The sequence below is a fragment of the Corynebacterium aurimucosum ATCC 700975 genome, assembly GCF_000022905.1.
GTDB lineage: Bacteria > Actinomycetota > Actinomycetes > Mycobacteriales > Mycobacteriaceae > Corynebacterium > Corynebacterium aurimucosum_F.
In genome coordinates this window covers 765,210-785,703 of the sequence record NC_012590.1, presented here as the reverse complement: position 1 = coordinate 785,703, position 20,494 = coordinate 765,210, and the positions used below count along the sequence as shown (strand labels likewise).

Annotated in this window: 18 protein-coding genes and 1 tRNA gene; 7 read left to right on the top strand and 12 right to left on the bottom strand. The window is 60.0% G+C overall.

Annotated features, from left to right (window positions below; genetic code table 11):
- Positions 1-41: 41 nt before the first annotated feature.
- Positions 42-311, bottom strand: a complete 270-nt coding sequence (locus CAURI_RS14020) for a hypothetical protein (RefSeq protein WP_128081836.1) — start codon at positions 309-311, stop codon at positions 42-44.
- Positions 312-439: 128 nt separating this feature from the next.
- A complete protein-coding gene (locus CAURI_RS03790) occupies positions 440-1,447 on the bottom strand; it encodes an ABC transporter substrate-binding protein (RefSeq protein WP_010189126.1) in 1,008 nt (335 codons plus the stop codon).
- A gap of 312 nt (positions 1,448-1,759) precedes the next feature.
- Here CAURI_RS03790 and CAURI_RS03785 point away from each other — a divergent pair, with 312 nt between their 5' ends.
- Positions 1,760-2,068 carry a hypothetical protein gene (locus CAURI_RS03785; RefSeq protein ID WP_012714909.1) on the top strand — a complete coding sequence of 103 codons (309 nt, stop codon included), beginning with the start codon at positions 1,760-1,762 and terminating at the stop codon, positions 2,066-2,068.
- Between the two features lie 7 nt (positions 2,069-2,075).
- Here the strand turns inward: CAURI_RS03785 and CAURI_RS03780 are convergent, their stop codons facing one another.
- On the bottom strand, positions 2,076-3,281 hold the full coding sequence (locus CAURI_RS03780; protein ID WP_010189128.1) for a DUF418 domain-containing protein: 1,206 nt from the start codon (positions 3,279-3,281) through the stop codon (positions 2,076-2,078).
- A gap of 59 nt (positions 3,282-3,340) precedes the next feature.
- Between CAURI_RS03780 and CAURI_RS03775 the strand changes: the two genes are divergently transcribed.
- Positions 3,341-3,790: a DUF1990 family protein gene (locus tag CAURI_RS03775; RefSeq protein WP_010189130.1), complete on the top strand. Its 450-nt coding sequence runs from the start codon at positions 3,341-3,343 to the stop codon at positions 3,788-3,790.
- A gap of 14 nt (positions 3,791-3,804) precedes the next feature.
- On the opposite strand, the gene CAURI_RS03770 is transcribed toward CAURI_RS03775, so the two are convergent.
- Complete coding sequence (locus CAURI_RS03770; protein ID WP_010189132.1) at positions 3,805-4,767, bottom strand: YwqG family protein; 963 nt, start codon at positions 4,765-4,767, stop codon at positions 3,805-3,807.
- Positions 4,768-5,032: 265 nt separating this feature from the next.
- Here CAURI_RS03770 and CAURI_RS03765 point away from each other — a divergent pair, with 265 nt between their 5' ends.
- Positions 5,033-6,847: a vWA domain-containing protein gene (locus tag CAURI_RS03765; protein ID WP_010189135.1), complete on the top strand. Its 1,815-nt coding sequence runs from the start codon at positions 5,033-5,035 to the stop codon at positions 6,845-6,847.
- A 119-nt stretch (positions 6,848-6,966) separates the two neighbouring features.
- Here the strand turns inward: CAURI_RS03765 and CAURI_RS03760 are convergent, their stop codons facing one another.
- From CAURI_RS03760 to CAURI_RS03750, 3 genes are all read right to left on the bottom strand, one after another.
- Positions 6,967-7,797 (bottom strand): aspartate dehydrogenase domain-containing protein, encoded by an 831-nt coding sequence (locus CAURI_RS03760; RefSeq protein WP_010189137.1) that lies wholly within the window; start codon positions 7,795-7,797, stop codon positions 6,967-6,969.
- Between the two features lie 116 nt (positions 7,798-7,913).
- Positions 7,914-7,990, bottom strand: a tRNA-Met gene (locus CAURI_RS03755).
- 157 nt (positions 7,991-8,147) lie between these two features.
- Complete coding sequence (locus tag CAURI_RS03750; protein WP_012714906.1) at positions 8,148-11,129, bottom strand: UPF0182 family protein; 2,982 nt, start codon at positions 11,127-11,129, stop codon at positions 8,148-8,150.
- 123 nt (positions 11,130-11,252) lie between these two features.
- Between CAURI_RS03750 and CAURI_RS03745 the strand changes: the two genes are divergently transcribed.
- Both CAURI_RS03745 and CAURI_RS03740 read left to right on the top strand, forming a co-directional pair.
- On the top strand, positions 11,253-11,843 hold the full coding sequence (locus CAURI_RS03745) for a PPA1309 family protein (RefSeq protein WP_010189140.1): 591 nt from the start codon (positions 11,253-11,255) through the stop codon (positions 11,841-11,843).
- Positions 11,844-11,920: 77 nt separating this feature from the next.
- Complete coding sequence (locus tag CAURI_RS03740; protein WP_010189142.1) at positions 11,921-12,601, top strand: beta-N-acetylglucosaminidase; 681 nt, start codon at positions 11,921-11,923, stop codon at positions 12,599-12,601.
- A gap of 4 nt (positions 12,602-12,605) precedes the next feature.
- Here the strand turns inward: CAURI_RS03740 and CAURI_RS03735 are convergent, their stop codons facing one another.
- Entirely contained in the window at positions 12,606-13,682 is a 1,077-nt protein-coding gene (locus CAURI_RS03735; RefSeq protein WP_010189144.1) for a YlbL family protein, read from the bottom strand.
- A 93-nt stretch (positions 13,683-13,775) separates the two neighbouring features.
- Between CAURI_RS03735 and CAURI_RS03730 the strand changes: the two genes are divergently transcribed.
- Entirely contained in the window at positions 13,776-15,203 is a 1,428-nt protein-coding gene (locus CAURI_RS03730; protein WP_010189145.1) for a zinc-dependent metalloprotease, read from the top strand.
- Here CAURI_RS03730 and CAURI_RS03725 read toward each other — a convergent pair.
- Positions 15,200-15,697, bottom strand: a complete 498-nt coding sequence (locus CAURI_RS03725; RefSeq protein ID WP_010189146.1) for a M48 metallopeptidase family protein — start codon at positions 15,695-15,697, stop codon at positions 15,200-15,202. The genes CAURI_RS03730 and CAURI_RS03725 overlap by 4 nt on opposite strands.
- A gap of 74 nt (positions 15,698-15,771) precedes the next feature.
- Here CAURI_RS03725 and CAURI_RS03720 point away from each other — a divergent pair, with 74 nt between their 5' ends.
- Complete coding sequence (locus tag CAURI_RS03720; RefSeq protein ID WP_010189147.1) at positions 15,772-16,602, top strand: hypothetical protein; 831 nt, start codon at positions 15,772-15,774, stop codon at positions 16,600-16,602.
- A 6-nt stretch (positions 16,603-16,608) separates the two neighbouring features.
- Here the strand turns inward: CAURI_RS03720 and CAURI_RS03715 are convergent, their stop codons facing one another.
- The 3 genes from CAURI_RS03715 to CAURI_RS03705 are packed head-to-tail and all read right to left on the bottom strand — an operon-like array spanning position 16,609 to position 20,478.
- Complete coding sequence (locus tag CAURI_RS03715) at positions 16,609-18,660, bottom strand: ATP-dependent DNA helicase UvrD2 (RefSeq protein WP_010189148.1); 2,052 nt, start codon at positions 18,658-18,660, stop codon at positions 16,609-16,611.
- On the bottom strand, positions 18,632-19,366 hold the full coding sequence (locus tag CAURI_RS03710) for an NAD(+) diphosphatase (protein ID WP_010189149.1): 735 nt from the start codon (positions 19,364-19,366) through the stop codon (positions 18,632-18,634). The genes CAURI_RS03715 and CAURI_RS03710 overlap by 29 nt, the downstream gene beginning before the upstream one ends.
- Entirely contained in the window at positions 19,366-20,478 is a 1,113-nt protein-coding gene (locus tag CAURI_RS03705) for a potassium channel family protein (protein WP_010189150.1), read from the bottom strand. Before CAURI_RS03705 ends, CAURI_RS03710 begins: the two co-directional genes overlap by 1 nt.
- Positions 20,479-20,494 lie beyond the last annotated feature (16 nt).

Sequence of the window (20,494 nt, the reverse complement as noted above, 5' to 3'; positions counted from 1 at the left end):
TGCGGTGAGTCGGTGTGCGTAGGGTCAGTATGTGGGTTGGTTCAGTGGATTGGGACGGTGTGTAGCGGGTCAGTGCGGTGGATCGGCATGCGGTGGGTCGGCATGCGCAGGGTCGATGCCTCTCGCCTCGGGTGCTGGCCGGTCAGCCGAACTCTTGTCCAGCACCGCGGTGCCCACTGCTGGAAAACGTTCTTCCAGCCATCGGCTTTCACCAGCTGCGCGTGCGTAAGTTCAAGTTCGCTCACCCGCACCGGATACGCCCCTGGACGGCGCCTCCACGCAGCAGCCGGATCCCACTGCGCAGAAGACAAGCAAAGTTCCTTGCGGGTCGGCGGGCGGCAGCGGGGAGGCGAGTGAGCGAACAAGAAAGGGCAAAAGAAAACACCCCACGCTGCCACACCGGGCGACACACTCGCGAGGGGTGCTGGAGAAAAAGAGACTAAGAGAGCTTTTTCAAGGTAGGCTTGACCTGCTCCAATACCCATGCACGGGACAGGGAGGTCGGCGTGTTCAGGCCGGCAACCACAGCCTCGTTACCCGCCAGGGTGGCGCCGGACTTGACCTGCGGCAGGTCTGAGTAGCCCGGGATCTTCTCCACCTCCGCGATGTCACCGGTGCGGTTATAGATCACCATGAAGTCCGCAGCCAGGGCGGAGACGTTTTCTGGCGACAGAGTCACGCGCCCCTGCTTTACCTCAATAGAGCCGTCGGTCAGAGGTTCCGGGAATTTCATACCCAGGTCGTAGATGAAAGAGGCTCCTGGGTCCTTCGGGTCGGCCACAGCTCCAAAGGATCCCTGAGCGAACTGGGAGACCACACCGGTCTTACCCTCGATATTCGGCAGCTCGGACTTCGCATCGGTGAAGACCTTCTCATCCTGGTCGATGACTTCTTGAGCTTTATCTTCCTTGTTGAAGATCTTGCCGAGCTCCTTCAGCTGCGACTTCCAGCCGATCCCCTCACCCTCGGTGCCAATACCACCCAGAGTGGGCGCGATCTCGGAGAGCTGTGTGTAGTTATCCTCGGAGATCGTCCAGTAGTCCCCGACGATGAAATCCGGAGCAGCGGCAGCGATCTCTTCCTTCGGCAGAGTCTTGAAATCGGTCTGCTTGATAATCTCCACGCCGTCCAACTTGCCGTCGCGCCACGGGGCATTCATGTCCTTAGCAGACACCACCACGGCGGAGGGCTTGATGCCCATAGCCAGCAGGTTGTCGATGGCTGGACCAATGGCAACGACGCGCTCGGGGTTTACGGGGTATGTGTCTTCCCCCCTGGCGTGCTTGATGGTGACTTCGGAGGCATTATCACCGGAATTCGCTGCGGAGTTTGCGCCTGAGGAAGTATTTTCCGCCTTGCCATCTGTATCGGAGCTGCAGGCTCCCAACATCAGGGTAGTGGAGAGCACGGCGAGACTGAGCGCACGGACAACGATTGAGTTCTTCATCCTGAATGGGTTTCCATTTCACTAAACGAACAAGGTTAGGTAAGGCTACCATCACCCAGGGTAGGCTAACAAGGGTAATCCGAGACTTTTTAACTTAATTTGGATCGGGGAGGGCACGACGATCCAGCTTCCCATTACTGCTCAGCGGCAATGCCTGCAGAGCTGAAGCCATGTCCGACAACAACACGTCCAAACGGCCCCGGCTGAAACATCAACCCCGATTAAGACACCCGCGAGGTTGACAAAATATATCGGAACGCCTCCAAAAATGAAGCCTCGTATATTCCATTACACAGGCCTACAATCGCGGCCATGGAATCGAAGACGCTGACGTCACTGGTATTTGGAAATGTTGTGCTGGAATCGCAGATGACGAAGACGATTATCGTCGTCTACGCCGACGACATGCGGTCATGGTACTTTCGTCCGAGCCCGTATACGGAGCTCAAGGTGCCCCTCGATGAGCTGCAGGGGAAGCTGAGCAGAGAGCGCGCGGAACTCATCTCAGAGCGCATTTTTGATGGCGTCAAGCTGGAGCTCGAGGAAAGCTACTCCGGAGGCGTCGACCGCGCCCAAAAGGAGCTCTGCGGTTGGCTCCTGTGTGAGGAATCAGCCGCTTAGACCAACATCAGGCCGGTGCAGGTGCTGATTTAGGCTCGATGCGGCCCGTTGGACCGTACGCCAGCCGGCGATGCGCCCACTCGAACGGGCCAGGTTTGCCCCAAGCCTCAAGCAGAGCAGCGAGAAGCAGCGTCAGGACAAAGACCAGCAGACCGATACCAAGCTTGCCGCTCACAGAAGCATCCGCACCTAGTCCGAAGCCGGCTGGGGTGACAAGAACAATAAACAAGACCGATTGCGCAATGTAGCCCGACATTGAGCGCTTGCCCAGCGCCACGAAAGCATAGGCCCACCTGGGAACACGGTTGTTGAGTTTCTCCGTGAGCAGTGCCAATATCGCCAGAATGCCAGGACCAGTAAGAAAGCCACAAGCCTGGTTCAGCATAAAGAACACTGGTTCCAGTTCAATTGGTAAAACGCCAGCGGCAGTAAGACCCCACGGAAGCCCCACAAAGACGATGACCGCGCCTGCGATGACAACCCAGGTGATGAGAGTGCGGCGGTGTGCAGAAACGTTGGCCAGCACGCCCTCCCGCGCCCAGACGTACCCGATGAGAAAAGCGCCTACTAGCCCCACGAAGACGATGGGGACCTGCCCCAAGGCAGCAACCTCACCGCGCAGGTTGCGGGCAAAGTAGTCGCCGAAGGTGACAAGGTCACCGGTCATCGGCCACGAACTGGGCAGAGGATTGAAGTAACCAAAATAGGCTCCCAATGCACCCGAACCGGCGAAAGCCGCATAGCCGCCAAAGAACCAGTAGGCAATGCGCCGCAGAGTGCGCGTCGAGAGCGTAAAACACCACGCCAGAGCGATGCCCATGAGGCCATAGACCAGCATGATGTCCCCGTCGAAAAGCACGAAGCCATGTGCCAGACCAAAGACCGCCAGCAGCCCGTAGCGGCGGATGAGTACGCGCCGCGATTCTTTAATGGTGTAGCCCTTACGCTGCAAACTAGCAGCAATGAGACCAATGCCGAATCCCAACAGCATGCAGAACATCGGCAGACCTCGCACACGTACAAACATGGCCGTAAATACCGCGGAGAAAATGTCTAAAGTGCTGCCGGGGCGCACACCGCCCACGGTGGAGCTGGGACCTATCGACCAATCATTGACTACCCAGCTCTGCACAGCATTCGCCATGGCAATCCCCAACAGCGCCGTGCCACGCGCTAAGTCTGGAACGATAAGGCGTTGCTGTTTCTCCTGCATACACCCTATTTTACTCTTCTCAAGCATCATCTAAGGGCCGTTTGACTAGGCTAAGCCCCATGCCTGAGCCACTGTCCTATTCCTCCGCCGAAGGGTTCCCGCAGCTACACATGTCCCGTGTCATAGACGCCGATTTCGATATTGCCGCAGACAAACTGTTCCGCTGGGGCCTGCAGCGCAGCGGTCTTTTTCGGGTTCGCCCGAGCCACGCCACGGTGGAAGAAGGCGCGGAGGTCGGCCTCGGGTTGGGGCCGTGGGAGTTTCGCTGCCGAGTGGTGGATGTGTTCCACGAGGAGGGACGCTGCGGTTTTACCTACGGCACCCTACCCGGCCATATCGAGCGCGGCGAGGAAACCTTTACGCTGGAGCGCCTGCGGGATGGGCGCACGCTGCTGCTTGTCGACGCCTCCTCCCAGCCCGCCCACCTAACCTTCCTGCGCCCGCTGCTCGATATTCCCCGGCGCGCACTGATCCGGTGGTTTTATCTGCGGGCGCTGGATGAGCGATAGGGATGGCAGCCGCTTTAGCCGCAGTCCCAGTCGAAGAGAACCTTGTCGAAGTTACGTGCGGCGAGATCCTCGGGGTGGATGTAGAAGTTTCCGATTCCTCCATCACCCCATTCGAATGTGCCACCATTATCCACCGTCGCGAGTGCGATGTGTTCATCGCTAATAGGAAGTTTGCTGGGGTTCCAGTAGGTAGCGTAGCCGCCGAGGCGAACCTCGCACTGCCCGTCCTCGAGGTTTACGCGCTCCTCTGATTCCTCAGCGGTGGGATCAACGCTGAACCCCTCGGCTTCAACGCGGGCCACAATCTCATCGAACAATTCCTTCTGGCCGTCCTTAGTATCGCCGGGGAGCTTCGTCACTTCGATTGTGGTTTCCCCGTCGATAACGCGCCGCGTGATAATGTCCCAGCCGTATGTGTGAACATCCACCAGGTCCTCGCCGCGCCGCAGGAGAGCCCTAAGGTCGTTGTTCCAAAAGGCGGTGCGGCCGAACTCGTGCGCGTTTTCGGTAACGCTCAGCTCGCTCAGCTTCCCGTCGATAGTCGTAGCCTCCAGCGGTTCCTCCGCTGGGTGCTCTCCTGAATCCTCTACTTCCTCCGGCACCTCGCCTACGTGTGGGGCGGAGATGTCTTCAAGGTATCGAGCGAAGGGCGTGGAAGTGCGTTCACCTGTCGCCACATACTTGTTACAGAGTTCCATTCCCCATCCGTACTCACCGGGTACGAAAAGCTGAAGGAGGCCGGAGGTAGGGAAACCGGGAAGCGGTTCAAACTCAGCGAAATTGAACTGGGCAATAAAGCACATGGGCTCGTCGTCGTACTCGGGGTACGGCGCGTGCTCTGGCAGGTACGGGGTTCCGCACAGCTTGGAGGTGGTAGGCGAATCTGGGCGGGCGCTTTCCGCAAAGTCGATGATCGGGCGCGTGAAGACACTGTCGAAGGAATACTTCAGGGCATAAAAGTCGTCTTCTGCTGTCATGGGGGCGATTTTAAAGAAGAATCATGCAGGTAGCTCGGGGGATATTCCCCACCGCCTTTCCGATGGCAAGCGGCATGCAGGCGTTCAATGTAGCTTGGCTCACATGGAAAACACGTCACGCTTCTCTCTAACGCCTCTGTTAACGGCGTTGATCGCTGTTCTTGGAACAACCGCTCTTGCCGTTGTATCAGGTCTCCTTCCGGTAGCCTCTGCTGAAGAAGAGACGAACGCCCCCAGTTCCTCTTCCAGCACCATGGCCCCAACCATGGTGGTTTTCGATTCCTCCGGCTCGATGATCACCAACGACGCCGGCGGGCAGACCCGCATTGATGCCGCCAAAGATGCCGCCCGCACCTTCATCACGGAGGCTGGTGACGACGCCCCTCTGGGGCTTGTCACCTACGGCGGCAACACCGGCGAGGCCCCTGAAGATGAGGCGGCCGGCTGCCAGGACATCACCGTGGTCACACCACCCGAGGCCGGCAACTCTGAGAAGATGATCGCCCACATGGACGGCCTGCAACCGCGCGGCTTTACGCCCATCGGCGAGTCCCTGCGCAAGGCCGCGGCAGAACTCCCCAAAGAAGGCCAGCGCAGCATCATCTTGGTCTCGGATGGCGTTGCCACCTGTACCCCGCCACCAGTCTGCGATGTGGCGAAGGAGCTGAAGGAGCAGGGCATCGACCTAGTCATCAACACCGTCGGCTTCAACGTTGAGCCCGAGGCTCAGCAGGAACTGCAGTGCATTGCCGACGCCACCGGCGGCACCTACGCCAACGCCTCCGACGCCGATAGCTTGGCCAAGGAGCTGAACCGTGCGGCCCCGCGCACCTTCAACGCCTACGAGTCCAACCTAGAGGAGATCGAAGGCGGCAAAACCGAGGGTTCCCCCGCCAAGGTAGACCGTGACATAGAGGCCTTCTCCACCACTCTTCTGCCGACGGAAGGTAAAGGCCACTCGGCTGAATCCGAGACATTCTTCACCACCCCCATTGCTGAAGGCGAGCGTGTGGTGATCAGCGCTACCACCACGCAGACTCCCAGCATCAATAATTTCCGAAAAGGCGGATCATTCCACTTAGGTATTGATGCAGCTGAACTATCCTGTGAACTCGACTCCGCTTCCGCCACTGATACCTCAGTGAACCAGTACCAGACCGCAACCTTGTACAGCACCCAAGGTGGTGAAGAGGGGTGCGACTCCGATCAGCTCGCTTTTTCGATTCAGCGAAAAGGTGACTGGAAGCAAGATGAAGAGCTCGGGGTGGAAGTGACCATTACCCGCTTCGGTGAGCCGGATATGGACGGACAACCAGATCCGGCCGAAGAAAAGACCGAACCAGACACCGTCACGGCTTCCGGTGACCCCACCGAGATTACTCCCGGAACGTGGTTCACCGACGCAGCTGAGCTCACCCCGCAGCAGCCGGTGCGCGCACAAATTGTCCCCGGTGAGACGCACTTTTACCGGATGCCTGTCGAACATGGGCAACAGCTTGCTGGCAACATCGCCATGGTCGAAGAAGCCGATGACTTTGACAACAATGGACCGGGTGACGCCCTGATCGTTACCGCGTACAACAAAGCCCGTGCACAAATTGACGTTGAGGGTTCCCACGCAACCATTCAAAAGGACAGCAAGATCGATTTCAGCTACCCAGCTCCCATCCTCTTCTCTAATCGTTACGGTGGCTCACACAACGATGGTGCGGGAGGTCTAGGAATTGAAAAGGTATGGCAGGGCGGCGAGCAATACATCGCCGTCAACTACGAGAAGCTCCTCACCGACCAAGAAATCGACGAAAACACGCAGCTTCCCGTGCTGACCTATGACCTCGTGGCGGACGCCGTGGGGGATCCCGTTCCGGAGCCGACCTTCGCACCAGTCAAACTTGAGACTGAGAAGCCCTCTGCACCAGCGGAAAAAGACGCTAAAGAAGACACGGAGAACCGCGCGCAAGAAGACGATGACTCCTCACTCTTCTCCGGATTCCCCTTCCTCTTGGTAGGGCTCGGGCTCCTCGTCCTCTTCGGCCTCGTCGTTGCTCTGGTTGTTGTTATCAGGAGCCTCAACCGCTAGCCCCGCTGACCACGAACGTCATTCACGGTAATTAGAGCCCCGAATCTGCAAAGATTTCGGGGCTTATTTACGGTGACTGTCGTGACGTAGTACTCCACCCTGTAGGGCAGAGCCCTCCGCTACTGAAGCGAGCCCACCGCCTGCCTCAAAGTGTGCGCAACCGACAACGCCGTAATGGCAGAGGTTTTGGGATTCACTGGATGTGGAGAAGATTCGCTAACCAGAGAGAAAGCGCCGGCGGAGCCTGATACCTCGATGTCATGGCGTGTTTTAATCAGATTCGGAGAAGCAACTAGTTCCACCGATACGCGCTCAAGTGATCGCGCAAGCAACTCGTCATCGCTGGAGCCTCTGCCGCGAGTTGCCCAAGCAAGAGCGACGGAAACATTGACGTTGCCGGGGAATTTTGCAATCGCGTCACTAGGCCTACCGCTGAAAAGTACAAACGGTTCTGTTGGGCTTTCTAATTGAGCGCGCTCAGCATCATTCATCCAGCCTTGAATGAGAGACTCTGCATTCTTGGTGGTTCGAATCTTTACGGTATCCACGGCATTCGACTCTGCTAATGCCGCCCACAGATCGAATCCTCCGATCGCACCGGAGGTAACATGCACTTTCCCAGGCCCAGACAGCAGCGCCTGGCGCGTGTCAGGATCGGCCAAAGCGCCTACCGAGGTCAGCACCAAATCCTTGCCGCGGGCAATCACTGCCGGTCCATGTTCTTTCGCCGCCGCAACGCCCGCGCATTCAACCACAATATCGTGGGCATCGATGAGCTCTAGAAGGTTATCATTGTGAAGCGATACTCCCAAGGCGCCGCGTTCTCGGTGCGGGGCAGCATCACGAACAAATCCACTGACTTCGAATTCCGATGGGTCAAAAAGTGTCACCAATTGACGTCCGATTGCACCAAAACCAAGGAGTAAGACTCGTGGAGCCGAAGCAGACATGATAATCCTCCATTACCGTGCGTTTTAGATGTGAACCCACTCTATCCATTTAGCTCCTACCAGGGAAAATGAAAAAGAACCCCACCAGCCATGTTGACTGATGGGGTTCTGGAAGTTGGTAGCGGGGGCAGGATTCGAACCTACGACCTCTGGGTTATGAGCCCAGCGAGCTACCGAGCTGCTCCACCCCGCGTCGAGATGTACTTCCAAACATCAAGCGCTCGGCACACTGTCCCGTGTGCCGGCGACGGATGTAACTATACAGACACCATGGCGCCTACCCAAATCCCCTGGGCAGGCGCCATTTCATAGGTAAGGCGCCGGGCTGTTGTACCGGCGCCTATCCAGACTTACTGAGACTGCAGCGAGCGGTAGTCCTCTACTGCCTTATCGAGCTCGTCCAGGGCCTTGCCGTACTCCTCAAAGGAACCGTTCTTAGCCTTGTCCACGCCGTCGAGAGCCTTGTTGATAGCGTCGATAGCCTCACCTTCGCTAGATGCCTTCGGAGCGGAGGCCGGTGCAGAAGCATCGGAGTCCTTAGCGTCTTCCGCATCCTTCTTCTCGCTATCGGTGGATTGCTCGTCCTTCTCCGTCTGCTTGCCGGAGTCACCTTCGATTTCGGTGATGTCCTGGGCAGCCTTCGGGTCGATGCCCACCTGCTCCAGGGCCTCACCAATCGTCGGGGCATAGCCCACGCGGCCCTTATAGGAGACCAACACACGCAGCAGCTTCGGGAAGGCAGACTCCTGGCCCTTGCGCTGCGAGTAGATCGGCTCCAAGTAGAGGATCTCTCCCCCACCCACCGGCAGGGCCAGCAGGTTGCCGTTCTTTAGATCATTCGAGCCCTGCCACAGCGTGCGGTCACGAGCCACCTGGTCAGAAGACATCATGGCGTCCTGCGCCTGCTTCGGACCTTGGGTCTGGGTATTCGTCGGCAGCACACGCACGGTGATATCACCGTAGGTATCCGGGTCGGAGGACACCGCCATGTGTGCAGAAAGGAACTGACGGTTCAGACCGCGGTAGGAGGTGATGAGCTGGAAGCTCGGCTTGTTGGTCTCCGGGTCGGAAGCCAGCACGTAGTACGGCGGCTGGTTCAAGCCCTGGGACTCACCAGCGGTCGGATCCTCCGGTACGGACCAGAAGGCATCGTTGTTGAAGAAGACGCCCGGGTCATCCACGTGGTACTTGGCCAGCAGGTTGCGCTGCACCTTGAACATGTCCTCCGGGTAGCGCAGGTGCTGGCGCAGCTCGTCGGAGATTTCAACCTCTGGCTTCACAACCCCCGGGAACACACCCTCCCATGCCTTGAGCACGGGGTCTTCGGTGTCAAACTCGTAGAGATCGACGGTGCCATCGTAGGCGTCGACAGTCGCCTTGACCGAGTTACGGATATAGCCCACCTGGTCATTGACCAAGCGCTGCGTCGTGCCCGTCGGGTTCTGCGCGTCCTGGGTGGTCTCCGTCAGGGAGGTGCGCTGCGAATACGGCAGGGAATCCAGGGTGGTGTAGCCGTCAACGATCCACTTGATGCGGCCATCGATAACCGCCGGGTAGGTGGAGGAATCCGTCGTCAGCCAGGGAGCAACCTTCTCCACGCGCTCGCGCGGGTCACGGTCATAGAGCAGCTTGGACTCCGGCCCCACGCGGTCCGACAGCAGGAAGTTGAGTTCCTGGTACTTCAGTGCAAAGGCAGTGCGGTCAACGATATTGCCGATGTCGACGCCACCCTTGCCGTCATAGGTGTAGGTAGAGGTATCGGTGTCGTACTCGACGGACTCATCACCGGTCTTGCCCACGATGGCGTAGTCCATACCGTCCTGGGCGCTAGCGATAACCGGGCCGAAGTAGGTGCGCGGCTGGTCCACCTTGATGCCGAGGGATTCTTCAGCATTCTTGGTTTCGCCCTCGCCCTCGGCGTCCTTACCCGCCTGGGTCTGCAGGTCAGCCACCGTGAAGATGGGGAAACCACCGCGCGCGGAACCGGCGTCACGAGCCACCTCATCGACGGTGTTGGCCTGCGCCGCGATGAAGCCGTTGCCGTGGGTGTACACGGTGTGGCGGTTGATCCAGTTCTGCTGGTTTTCTTGCAGCTCATTCGGATCCAGCTCGCGGGCAGCAACCACGAAGTCACGCAGCTCGCCATCGATTTCGTAGCGGTCCATCGCGAGGGTCTCTGGGAAGCCGTAGAAGTTCTTCAGCTGCTGCATCTGAGTAAACGTCGGCGCCAAGATGTCCGGGTCCAGCAGGCGCAGGTTGGAAATGGTGGAGTCATCCGAGGCGACCTTGTCATCGGCGACGTCGTCGGCACCCCAATTCTCCTCGTAGGTCACCTTGTCATCGGTGAGGCCATAGGCAAAACGGGTGGACTCGATGTTGCGTGAGATGGACTCCGCTTCTTTAGCCTGACGGTTCGGGTTCACGGAGAAGCGCTCCATGATCAGCGGCCAGCCCTGGCCAATGACCAAGGAAGACAGCACCATGAGAACTACGGCCAGGCCCGGAATTCGCAGGTCCTTAATCACCACGGCAGAGAAGATCGCCACGGCCACGAACACGCCGATGATCATGAGGATGATCTTTGCCGGCAGGTAGGCATTGATATCCGTGTAGGAACCACCCGTAAACAGCGAGTGCTGGTTGTACAGCAACTCGTAACGCCCGAGCCAGTAACCGGCCACTTGGAGCAGCATCCAGATTCCGCCAGTCACGGCCAGCTGAGTGCGCGCCGACTTCGACAAGGAACCACGGACACCGGCGGCGCGGTTACCTAAACGAATGCCGCCGAGGATGTAATGCCCCACCAGTGCGATAAGGAAGCACACAGCGACCAGCATGGAGAAAGCATTGACCAACATCGACCACACCGGCAAGCGGAAGGCGTAGAAGCCGAGATCGTGGTTGAACTGCGGGTCCGTCACCCCAAAGTCATGAGAATTGAGGAAGAGCATGACGGTGCGCCAATTTGCCTGCCCCAACAGGCCAGAGACAACGCCAACGAGGACCGGGATGACCTTGAGGAAGACACTCATCGTGCTCTCAATGGACTTGCGGTACTGATAAACGGGGGAATTGAAATCCGCCATGTCCATCGAATCGCCGCGCCCCCGCCACACAATCAGGCCCGCTACGTAGGTAACAGCCGCTGCCACGAGGCCGAAGAGGACGAAGAGCACAATGCGCGTGATCAGGGTCTTGGTGAAGACCCCGCGGTACTCAATCGCGCCGAACCACTTCCAATCCGTATAGAAGCCCACCAACATGGGGCCAATGAACAAGAGGACCGCGATGATGGCGACAACCCATGAGAGAAATTTGGGCGGACGTTTCATCGGGGCGGTGGGTCGGTTGAGTCCGGAAGCCAACTCCAGCTCCAATCAAGTGTCGTGCGAATATAGAGGTATCAAGCTTCTAGTCTAGAGAAGCACTATGACCGTCAACGAACAAGGACGCTTATGAGTTCCCAACCTTCCTCCCAGCCCGCTGTACACCGCGCGCTCAACAAGGCCATGCGCGAAGCCGTGGACTTCATCCACGCCGAGGGCTGGGATGCGCCTCCTACCCTTTTTGCTCTCGTCCCCACTGAGCTGGTGGCCGCACAGCTCGGTGACGTCGACGACTCCTCTCCCCTCACGCTCGTGGTGCAAGAGTTGCCGGAAGGCATCGAGCCGGGTTCCGAACACCTCGCGGACTACGTCTCCCGCTTGGCCTGGCCACAGGAGATCGCCGGCGTCATTCTGGCACAGGAGATCATGTTCAAGGACACCTCGGACGCCGCGCTTGGCGACGCCCGCCCCGCCCGCCTCTTCTCCGGAGTCCTGCGAGCCACCGCCCTGGACGGAAGCTCCACAGCCGATTCGGAGAGTTTCGACGACGATGGCGCCGAGCTCACGCTTTTGCAGTTACGTCCCACCGAGGAAGAACTGGCGGAGGCCGGCCCCTTCGCGGAGGACGATATCCAACTGCGTGGCGGACCGAATGTGGCGCCTGGGGTCATCGCTGCGCTGCGCTACGGGTTGGAGCAAGATCCGGAGGAAATGCTCTAATCGACTAAACTCAGACTGCAGTGGCCATTAGCGCTCAGCTCTCAGGGCTGGGCACGCAATTGATAGAGGAGTCTCTCGTGCGCTTGACATCCCGCTTCACCGCCGCAGCTTCGGCCGTGCTTGCCACCGGCTGCCTGCTCTCCGCATGTGGGAAGGACGATGTCCCCTCCCCTGAGCCGACACCTGCGAGCGAAGCAACGACCGCCGCCGCGAAGAAGACCAGCGCGCCGGCCCCAGCCACCTCCGCTGAGGAATCCGAGACGACTACTCCCGCCACCTCCGAGTCTGCAGACAGCTCGGAGGCGGAGGATGAATCCTCAACCCGCAGCTCCGCCGACCGCAAAGACAAAGACAAGGACGCCAGCGAGTCCGCGGAGCCCAGCGGCAAGTTCACCGACTCTGTGGAGCAGGCTTATAAGATCTTCGGTGGCCTCGTGCCGGAAGAGATCTTCGCGCAGTTCGACCGCTGCGATCCCAATGGCGTGACGGATTCTTTCAACTGCTCCGGCTCCGAGGTGGGCCAGTTCCAGTTCTTCAAGTCCAAGACCAAGGCTTCCCAGACCACCCAAGTGCTCACTGAGCTGCGCAGCTCCCGCGTCATCGAGGACAGCGGCAACCGCGTCGTGGGCTGGTCCATGCTGGGCAACACCGCTATCCTCACCGTCGTTGACAACGATGAGGGCCTCATCATGCAGCAGATGATCTCCACGGACCAGGACGATCCGGAGGAGCGCCTCAAGGAGCTTGGCTTGGTGTAGCGGTCTAACCTTCGCAGGTCTCGACGGGCTTGCCCTCCGCGAAGTCCTGCATGGCCTCGATGGCATCATCCAGCGTGTGGACCTTGGCCACCACCATGTCCCCGGTATCGCGGCTTACTGCCTCTGCACAGTTTTTGGCTGGGGCGAGGAAAAGCTCGGCGCCCGCCTCCTTCGCTGCGCTTACCTTATGCACAATGCCACCGATGGGGCCGACCTCGCCGTCCTCACCAATAGTGCCGGTACCGGCGACAAACCGGCCGCCGGTGAGATCCTCGCTAGAGAGCTTGTCAATCACCGCCAAGGTAAACATCATGCCGGCCGAGGGACCGCCGATATCCTGCAGGTTGTAATCCACGGTGATGTCCTCGGTGGGCACCGAGGTCATGAGGATGCCCAGCAAAGCCATATCCCCTTGCTCTGGGTGGGAGCCAAGGGTCACGCGGACTGTTTTTTCCTCTCCCTTGCGAACGATGCCTAGCTCCACCTCATCACCAGGTTGAAGAGCTTGAATCTTCTCTTGTACTTGGCCGGGCTCCGTGACCTTGTCGCCGTTGACGGTGGTGATGATGTCGGCGTCGTCAAGCGCGCCTGCTGCGGGGCCGTCGTCGAGGACTTGTGCGACCTCAATCCGCACGGGCTTGTCCAGATAGTCCATGGCGGCGACCGTGGCCGCTGACTCGGACTGGGTAAAGGCCTGCTGATTGGCTTCCTGGACTTCCTTATCCGTCTTGCCCTGCGGGATGATGTTTTCGATGGGGACGATGGTGTCATCCGTAAACAGCCAGAGCCCCAGGGCCTGGGCCAGCGTCATGTTGGTGCGCACAGAGACTGTCGTCATGTTGAGATGTCCCTTCGGTTGGAACGTCTCTGGGGCTTCGACGTTGACCACTGGCTTACCTTCCACCTCGCCCAAGGTATCCAGGGTAGGCCCTGGGCCTTCGGCGGCGTAGGGAACGGACAAGGTGATATCGGTGCCGGGAATGTGGTCGATGCTGAGCAGGGCTCCCGTCAGCACCACCGGAATGGCTCCCCACGTGAGGGTGGACAGGCGGCGGGCTCGGGGGTTCTGCGGAGTTTTCACGGAGAATCAGCCTACAGCCTTGTGGCGCTTGTTCGCTCTCAGCGTTGCCGTGGTCCTAGAATCCGCGCTAGGAAACCTAGTAGATTAGGGCCCATGAGCAACGGATTCGGTTTTTCCTTCCCCAATAACGACGATGACGATGATAACGATCGTCGCGACCAGAACCCGTTCGGCGCCTTCGGCTTCAGTGCGGGCAACGGTGGCCTAGGAGACCTGTTGAATCAGTTCGGCCAAATGCTGTCCGGCATGGGTTCCTCCATGAACTCCCCGGAGGGTGCTGGTCCGGTCAACTATGACTTGGCCAAGCGCATCGCGCACCAGCAGATCTCCCGTGATAAAGAGGTCAGCGAGCAGGACCGCACCGCCGTGCAAGAAGCCGTGCGGCTGGCGGAGCTGTGGCTGGATGATGCCACCATTCTGCCCACCGCGTCCGGCACCGTCACTGCCTGGAATTCCGCGCAGTGGCTGGATGAGACGCTGCCGATGTGGCAGCGCATGGTCACCCCGGTGGCCGAACACATGAACTCCGCGCAGCTGGAATCCTTGCCGGAGGAGGCCCGCGAGATGATGGGCCCGATGTCCTCGATGATGAACTCGATGTCCGGCATGAACTTCGGCATGAAGCTGGGCCACGCCCTCGGTGATCTGGCAGCGCAGGCATTAACCGGTTCTGACTTCGGCTTGCCGGTCTCCCCCGCAGGTACCACCGCGCTCTTGCCGCACAATATCCAGGCCATCGCGCGCGATCTCAACGTTCCGGGCCAGGAAGTGCTCGTCTACATCGGTGCCCGCGAAGCCGCTCGCCAGCGCCTGTTCAAGCACGTGCCGTGGTTGGTCGAACGCCTCGTCTCCTCCGTTGAGGAATACGCCATGGGCTTGGTTATCGATACCTCCCATATCGAGGAAGCTACCCGCGAGCTCAACCTGGAATCCGGTGATCCCCAGGCCATCCAGGACGCCATGAGCAAGCTGCAAGGCATGGACCTGTCCCCGCGGATCACCTCCCGCAACGCGGGAGCGGCTTCTCGCTTGGAGACCCTCCTGGCGCTCGTCGAGGGCTGGGTTGAACACGTGGTGACCGAGGCACTGGGAGAGCGCATCCCGTCCACGAAGGCAATGACTGAGGCGTGGGCACACCGCCGCTCCACTGGCGGCTCCGCGGAGAAGGCCTTCTCGCAGGTCGTCGGCATCGAGCTCAATACCCCGAAGGTGGAGGCCGCCGCTGAACTCTGGCGCCGCGCCACCGTTGCGGTGGGCGCCGACAAGCGTGATTCCGCTTGGGACCACCCGGATCTTCTGCCCACGGCCGAGCACTTGGAGAACCCGGCTTCCTTCATCGACGGTTTGCTCGATGACACCCCTGATGAGGGCTTTGAAGCGGAGTTCTCCAAGCTGGAGGAGATGCTCCGCCAGCAGGATGCCGGGGACGATGCCAGCGATAACACCAGCGACAGCGCTGGCGAGGACACAGACGCCGACGGCGACGACAACAAAAAGGACGGGCCAGAGGAAGAGAACTAGCGGAAACGCTGGTAAGCCTCGAGGTACCCTTTCGCGCGCTCCGCTTTGGGCGCGCGGTCAGCCCACTCCCAGAAATCCGGACCATGACCTGGAATGAAGGTGTGCGTTAACTCGTGGATGATGACCGCGTCGAGGACGTAGTCGGGAACATCCTGCAGCCGGTCAGAAATCCGAATATCTCCCGTTGAGGTAGTACAGCTACCCCAGCGGGATTTTTGGTTACTCACCCACCGGATGGAGCCCACCGTGGCGCGGCCCTCCAAAAAGCGGGCATTCAGTGTGCGGGCGCGGTCGGCCAGGGAATCGTCGGAAAGCTGCGAAGAGGTGTGCTTTTTGCACACCTTCGCCACGATGCCATCCACCGCTTCGCGCTCCTCCGCCGCAGACATCCAAGCAGGGATGCGCACCTCCAGAACACCGTCGACCACGCGGGCTTGGACGGTGCGACGGCGCCGGGCCGAACGGATGACACGTACCTCGGGATTGCTCGACATGACAGGGCATTCTACCTGTGGTGCAATGGTGTCTATACACACCTGGGGTGGGGCCATAAACGGGGAGGATAGTCTTGAGTGCACAGACGTACATGCTGGCGCCGGAAACCACGATCCTTGAGCGCGAACCCGGAATGCTCCAGTGCGGGATGGATGCTACGCGCGTCGGGGTTTTCGAAGCCCACCCACAACTGGCGGGCTTGCTCAACAGGCTGCGCACGCCGCTGACCCGACAAACCATTGAAAAATCCATTGAAAATACGGGCATGAGCCCCTCAGCTGCCCGCAGCCTAGTGGAGGATCTGATTAGCTACCGCGTTCTGTGGCCGGCGCCCCGGCCGCAGCGCGTGGCTGTGCTGGGGACCTCCGCCCTAGCTAATGAGCTGCGCGATGTCCTACTTGGTGATTCCTTTCAACCACGCTCCCCTCTCCACAGCGAAACCCCCGCCGAGTACATCTCAAACGTGGCCGGGCATCTGCCTATCGTGGCTGTCGACATGTTGGATGGCGCCACGGAATGGGCACAGGCCCTGCGCAATTCCCCAGCCACCTGGTTGCCGGTATCTATGATCGATGCCCGCGGCATCATCGGACCGGTTCGCATCGACGGGGCCGGCCCCTGCCCGCTATGTGCACACCTGCACCGCATCGAATCAGACGAGCTATGGCACGAGGTGGCCCACCGCGCCGCGGCAGTGGAAGCACCGGGCGACCCAATCGTGCGCACTGCGATAGTGACGCATGCGGTGGTGATTATTCGCCGGCTATTGGGGAGGCCGGCCCCACCAGGAGCCCCCGGTGGCAAGCCGCTCGCCGGCGAACTCACGGAGATAGACCTCTACGGCTTAGAGCAGCGGAGACTACTTATGGAACATCCCCGCTGCACGTACTGTGCTGCTTCATAGTTCCTCTTAGCCGCGGGAAGAAGCAATGATCTGCAGCACCTCCGCACCATAGCGCTCCAGCTTGGAGGGGCCCACCCCGGAGATATCCAGCAGCTCCGCCTCATTGGCGGGAAGAGCCTCCGAAATCGCTTGCAGAGTGGCATCAGAAAACACGACGTAGGCAGGAACCTGAGAGTCCTTCGCTACAGACGCCCGCCACGCGCGCAGCGCGTTGAAGACATCCTCATCGCCCTCATACTCGCACCACTCATGGCGGCCGAGGACCTTCTCCGCCGGGCTGCTGAGCTGCCCCGAACACACGCGGCAGCGGCGCGGACGATAGCGGCGGTTCGATGACTGGCTTTCCTCGATTCCCGGGACCACGCCGTCCAAGAAGCGAGTGCGCTCGCGCGAGGCCCGCGAGCCCGTGGTCTTAGCCAGCGCCCACGACAAAGCTAGGTGCTCGCGGGCACGGGTAATGCCGACATAAAACAGCCGGCGCTCTTCTTCCACGTGTTCATCGCCAGACTTAATAGCGTGGTTAATGGGCAGCAGTTTTTCGGTGAGGCCCACGAGGAAGACCGCATCCCACTCCAAGCCCTTGGCGGCGTGGATAGTGGCCAAGGTGACGCCCTCCATCGTGGGGTTGTGCTTGTTTTCGGAACGGCGGTGTAACTCACCTAGCACGCCGGGAAGGTCGATGCCCTCGTGGTCCTCCACGATCTGCGCGATGAGATCCACTAACGCCGTGAGCGACTGCCAGCGCTCGCGAGCCTGCGCACCCTGCGGTTCCGTGGCGGACAACCCCAGCTCCACGAAGGCCGCACGCGCCACAGCCACCGGATCATTCGGCAAATCATCGCGGCGCGTGGCAGCGATGAGCACGCGGATGGCCTCTAAAATCTCTGGGCGGCGGAAGAAGCCTTCGCCACCGCGGACTTGGTAAACCACTCCAGCGTCAGCAAGCGCCTGCTCAAACTGCTCTGATTGCGCGTTGATGCGGTAAAGAATTGCGATTTCAGAAGCCTTCACGCCCTGGTTCAGCAAGGTCAGAACCTGGCCCGCAACCTCCTTAGCCTCGATCTCCTCAGACTCATAGGCCTTAAACGTGGGCTCGGGTCCAGGCTCGCGCATGCCCTGCAACTCCAGGCGGGTCCCCGCCGCGCGGCCCGAAGCCTTCGAGATGACCTCATTGGCCAGGTCCGTCACCTGCGGTGTAGAGCGGTAGTCTCGCTGCAGCTTCACCACGGTGGCCTGCGGATAGGTGCGGGAAAAATTCAGAAGGTAGTCCGGGGAAGCACCGTTGAAGGAGTAAATGGTCTGGTTAGCATCGCCCACGACCGTCAAGTCATCGCGCTCCCCCAACCACGCCTCCAATACTCGCTGCTGCAGCGGCGTGACGTCCTGGTACTCATCCACCACGAAGGTGCGGTACTGCTCACGGAATACCTCAGCCACCGAAGGAACGTTCTCGATGGCGCCGGCGATGTGCATGAGCAGATCATCGAAGTCAAGGTACATGAGGTCCGGGGTGGCTTTCATGTCCTCATAGCGGCGGAAGACCTCCGCCACCTTGGCTGGGTCCCCCGGCGCTTCGCGGTCTGTAGATTCGATGACACCGGGATAGCCCTCGGGGCTAATCAGTGAAGACTTTGCCCATTCGATTTCCCCCAGGAAGTCACGAATGGTGTCCTTGTTGTTGTCCAAGCCAAGCGAGCGGACCGCACGAGCAACCAGGCTGAACTTGTTGTCGATGAGTTGCCAGGGCAGATCGCCTGCAACCTGCGGCCAAAAGTACTTCAACTGGCGGCGCGCTGCGGCGTGAAAGGTTTGGGCTTGTACTCCCCCAACGCCCATCTGGTTGAGCCGCTCGCGCATTTCACTCGCGGCGCGAGAGGTGAAGGTGACGGCCAGAACGCGCTGCGGGTTGACGAAACCCTGGTCCACCATGTGAGCGATGCGATAAGTAATCGTGCGGGTCTTACCCGTTCCGGCACCCGCCAGGATGCAGACTGGGCCGCGCGGCGCCGTGGCTGCGGCTCGCTGGTCTTCATCGAGCAGGGACAGATCCGGTCTCATCACCGTGGAACCACTCCATAATCATCGTGTGTGCAATTGAACCCTTGCGGGCAATGGTCAGTTCTGGCAGCTCAGCGCGGGACACCCACCGCACTTCTGCGAGCTCTTCGTCAGTATCGCACACGGGCTGGACATCCTCCGTGACCGCGGAAAAGCCCACCATCAAGGAGCCACTAGGCGGCCAGGGCTGTGAGCCCCAATAGGAAACTGACTCAACGCGACGACCGGTTTCCTCCAGCGCCTCGCGGATCATCGCTTCTTCAAGGGTCTCGCCGGGATCGACATAGCCGGCGATGAGTGAAAAGAATCCTGGACGGTGACGGTTGCGAGCCAGCAGGATACGGTCCGACTCCGCGTGGTGAATGATGCCGATGACGGCGGGATCCAAGCGGGGAAAGACGAGGCGTTCGCCATCGTGTCCCACGGCCCCGGGCGCAGGGTAGGACAACTCCCGCCCAGTGCGTGGATCAAAGCGCGCTTCCCGACGGTTACGGATCAGATGCAGGGCTTTGAGAATGTCGCGCTGACCGTTAAAGAAGGTGGCATCGCGCAGTGTACCGAGCCGCTCGGCGGCCTTGGACTCCACCAGGAAAGCGTGAATATCCCCGGCCGCAACCACGATCTCCCCCGCCGGCTTAGCCAGAAAGACCGGCTGGCCTTGTGGCGATACCGGGACAAGTCCAGTCTCGGTGACGGGCAGGAACATTAGTTGCCTTCATCCTCGTCTTCATCGGTATCTTCCGCAGCCTGCTGCATCTCATGCTTGATATAGAGCAGGCGGTCACCAGGCTTGAGTGCATACGCGTCTGCCGTATCGACGCGGTGTAGCTCGTTGTTGCGCAGAACCGCCAGAACAATGTCGGCGAGGTGACGCGGGTTGGAGCCTACTTCGAATTCGCGCACCGCACGCTCGGCCACGGAAAAGCCCTCGTTCGGCGAGAGGAGGTCCTCCATCATCTCCACCACCGTCGGTGTCACGGTGGCTAGGCCCAGGAGACGTCCGGCGGTCTCCGCGGAGGTGACCACAGAATCAGCACCGGACTGCAGGAGAAGGTGGCGGTTTTCAGATTCGCGCACAGACGCGACAACCTTGGCCTTCGGATTGAGCTCGCGCACGGACAAGGTGCACAGCACCGCAGTATCATCCGTGGACGGCGTCACCACCACGGAGGAGGCGTGCTGCGCGCCAGCGATGCGCAGCACGTCCTGCTTGGTTCCAGAGCCATAGATGGTGACGAGACCATGGTGCTCGGCGCTGGCTAGGGCCGCACGGTTATTGTCTACGACCACGATCTGAGACGCAGGAACGTCATCGGCGATGAGCGCGGCGACCGCACCGGCGCCCTTGGTGCCATAGCCGATGACGACGGTGTGGTTACGCAATTGCTTTCTCCAATTCTGGATTTCAAACGTGCGACGGGCTCGATCCGTTAGAACCGACAAGGTAGCACCGACCAACAAAACAAGGAAGAGCAGGCGGGCCGGGGTAACGATCATCAGGTTGATGAAGCGCGCCGTGGGGGTGACGGGAACGATATCGCCATAACCCACAGTGGTCAGCGACACCGCTGAATAGTAAGCGGCATCGAGGAAGGACAGGTCTTCGCTGTATCCATCGCCGTCGAAGAAGACGATGATGGTGACAAAGACCATCAGGCCCATGGCCCATATCACGCGGCGCGCCAGTTGCTTCCACGGGCTGGTGCTCTGCGTGCGCGGAATCGTGATGACATCGAGCAACGCGTGGTCAGGCTGCGAGGTCAGCTCAACCTGCGATAAAAAACGCGACGTAATGCGTTTTCCTAAGTGCTTGGGCACGAAGCGCCAACCTCCC

Bases quoted from the DNA above. Each gene is read 5' to 3' on its own strand.
- CAURI_RS03790 (WP_010189126.1), bottom strand. From the start codon at position 1,447: ATGAAGAACTCAATCGTTGTCCGTGCGCTCAGTCTCGCCGTGCTCTCC.
- CAURI_RS03785 (WP_012714909.1), top strand. From the start codon at position 1,760: ATGGAATCGAAGACGCTGACGTCACTGGTATTTGGAAATGTTGTGCTG.
- CAURI_RS03780 (WP_010189128.1), bottom strand. From the start codon at position 3,281: ATGCAGGAGAAACAGCAACGCCTTATCGTTCCAGACTTAGCGCGTGGC.
- CAURI_RS03775 (WP_010189130.1), top strand. From the start codon at position 3,341: ATGCCTGAGCCACTGTCCTATTCCTCCGCCGAAGGGTTCCCGCAGCTA.
- CAURI_RS03770 (WP_010189132.1), bottom strand. From the start codon at position 4,767: ATGACAGCAGAAGACGACTTTTATGCCCTGAAGTATTCCTTCGACAGT.
- CAURI_RS03765 (WP_010189135.1), top strand. From the start codon at position 5,033: ATGGTGGTTTTCGATTCCTCCGGCTCGATGATCACCAACGACGCCGGC.
- CAURI_RS03760 (WP_010189137.1), bottom strand. From the start codon at position 7,797: ATGTCTGCTTCGGCTCCACGAGTCTTACTCCTTGGTTTTGGTGCAATC.
- CAURI_RS03750 (WP_012714906.1), bottom strand. From the start codon at position 11,129: ATGAAACGTCCGCCCAAATTTCTCTCATGGGTTGTCGCCATCATCGCG.
- CAURI_RS03745 (WP_010189140.1), top strand. From the start codon at position 11,253: ATGAGTTCCCAACCTTCCTCCCAGCCCGCTGTACACCGCGCGCTCAAC.
- CAURI_RS03730 (WP_010189145.1), top strand. From the start codon at position 13,776: ATGAGCAACGGATTCGGTTTTTCCTTCCCCAATAACGACGATGACGAT.
- CAURI_RS03725 (WP_010189146.1), bottom strand. From the start codon at position 15,697: ATGTCGAGCAATCCCGAGGTACGTGTCATCCGTTCGGCCCGGCGCCGT.
- CAURI_RS03715 (WP_010189148.1), bottom strand. From the start codon at position 18,660: ATGAGACCGGATCTGTCCCTGCTCGATGAAGACCAGCGAGCCGCAGCC.
- CAURI_RS03710 (WP_010189149.1), bottom strand. From the start codon at position 19,366: ATGTTCCTGCCCGTCACCGAGACTGGACTTGTCCCGGTATCGCCACAA.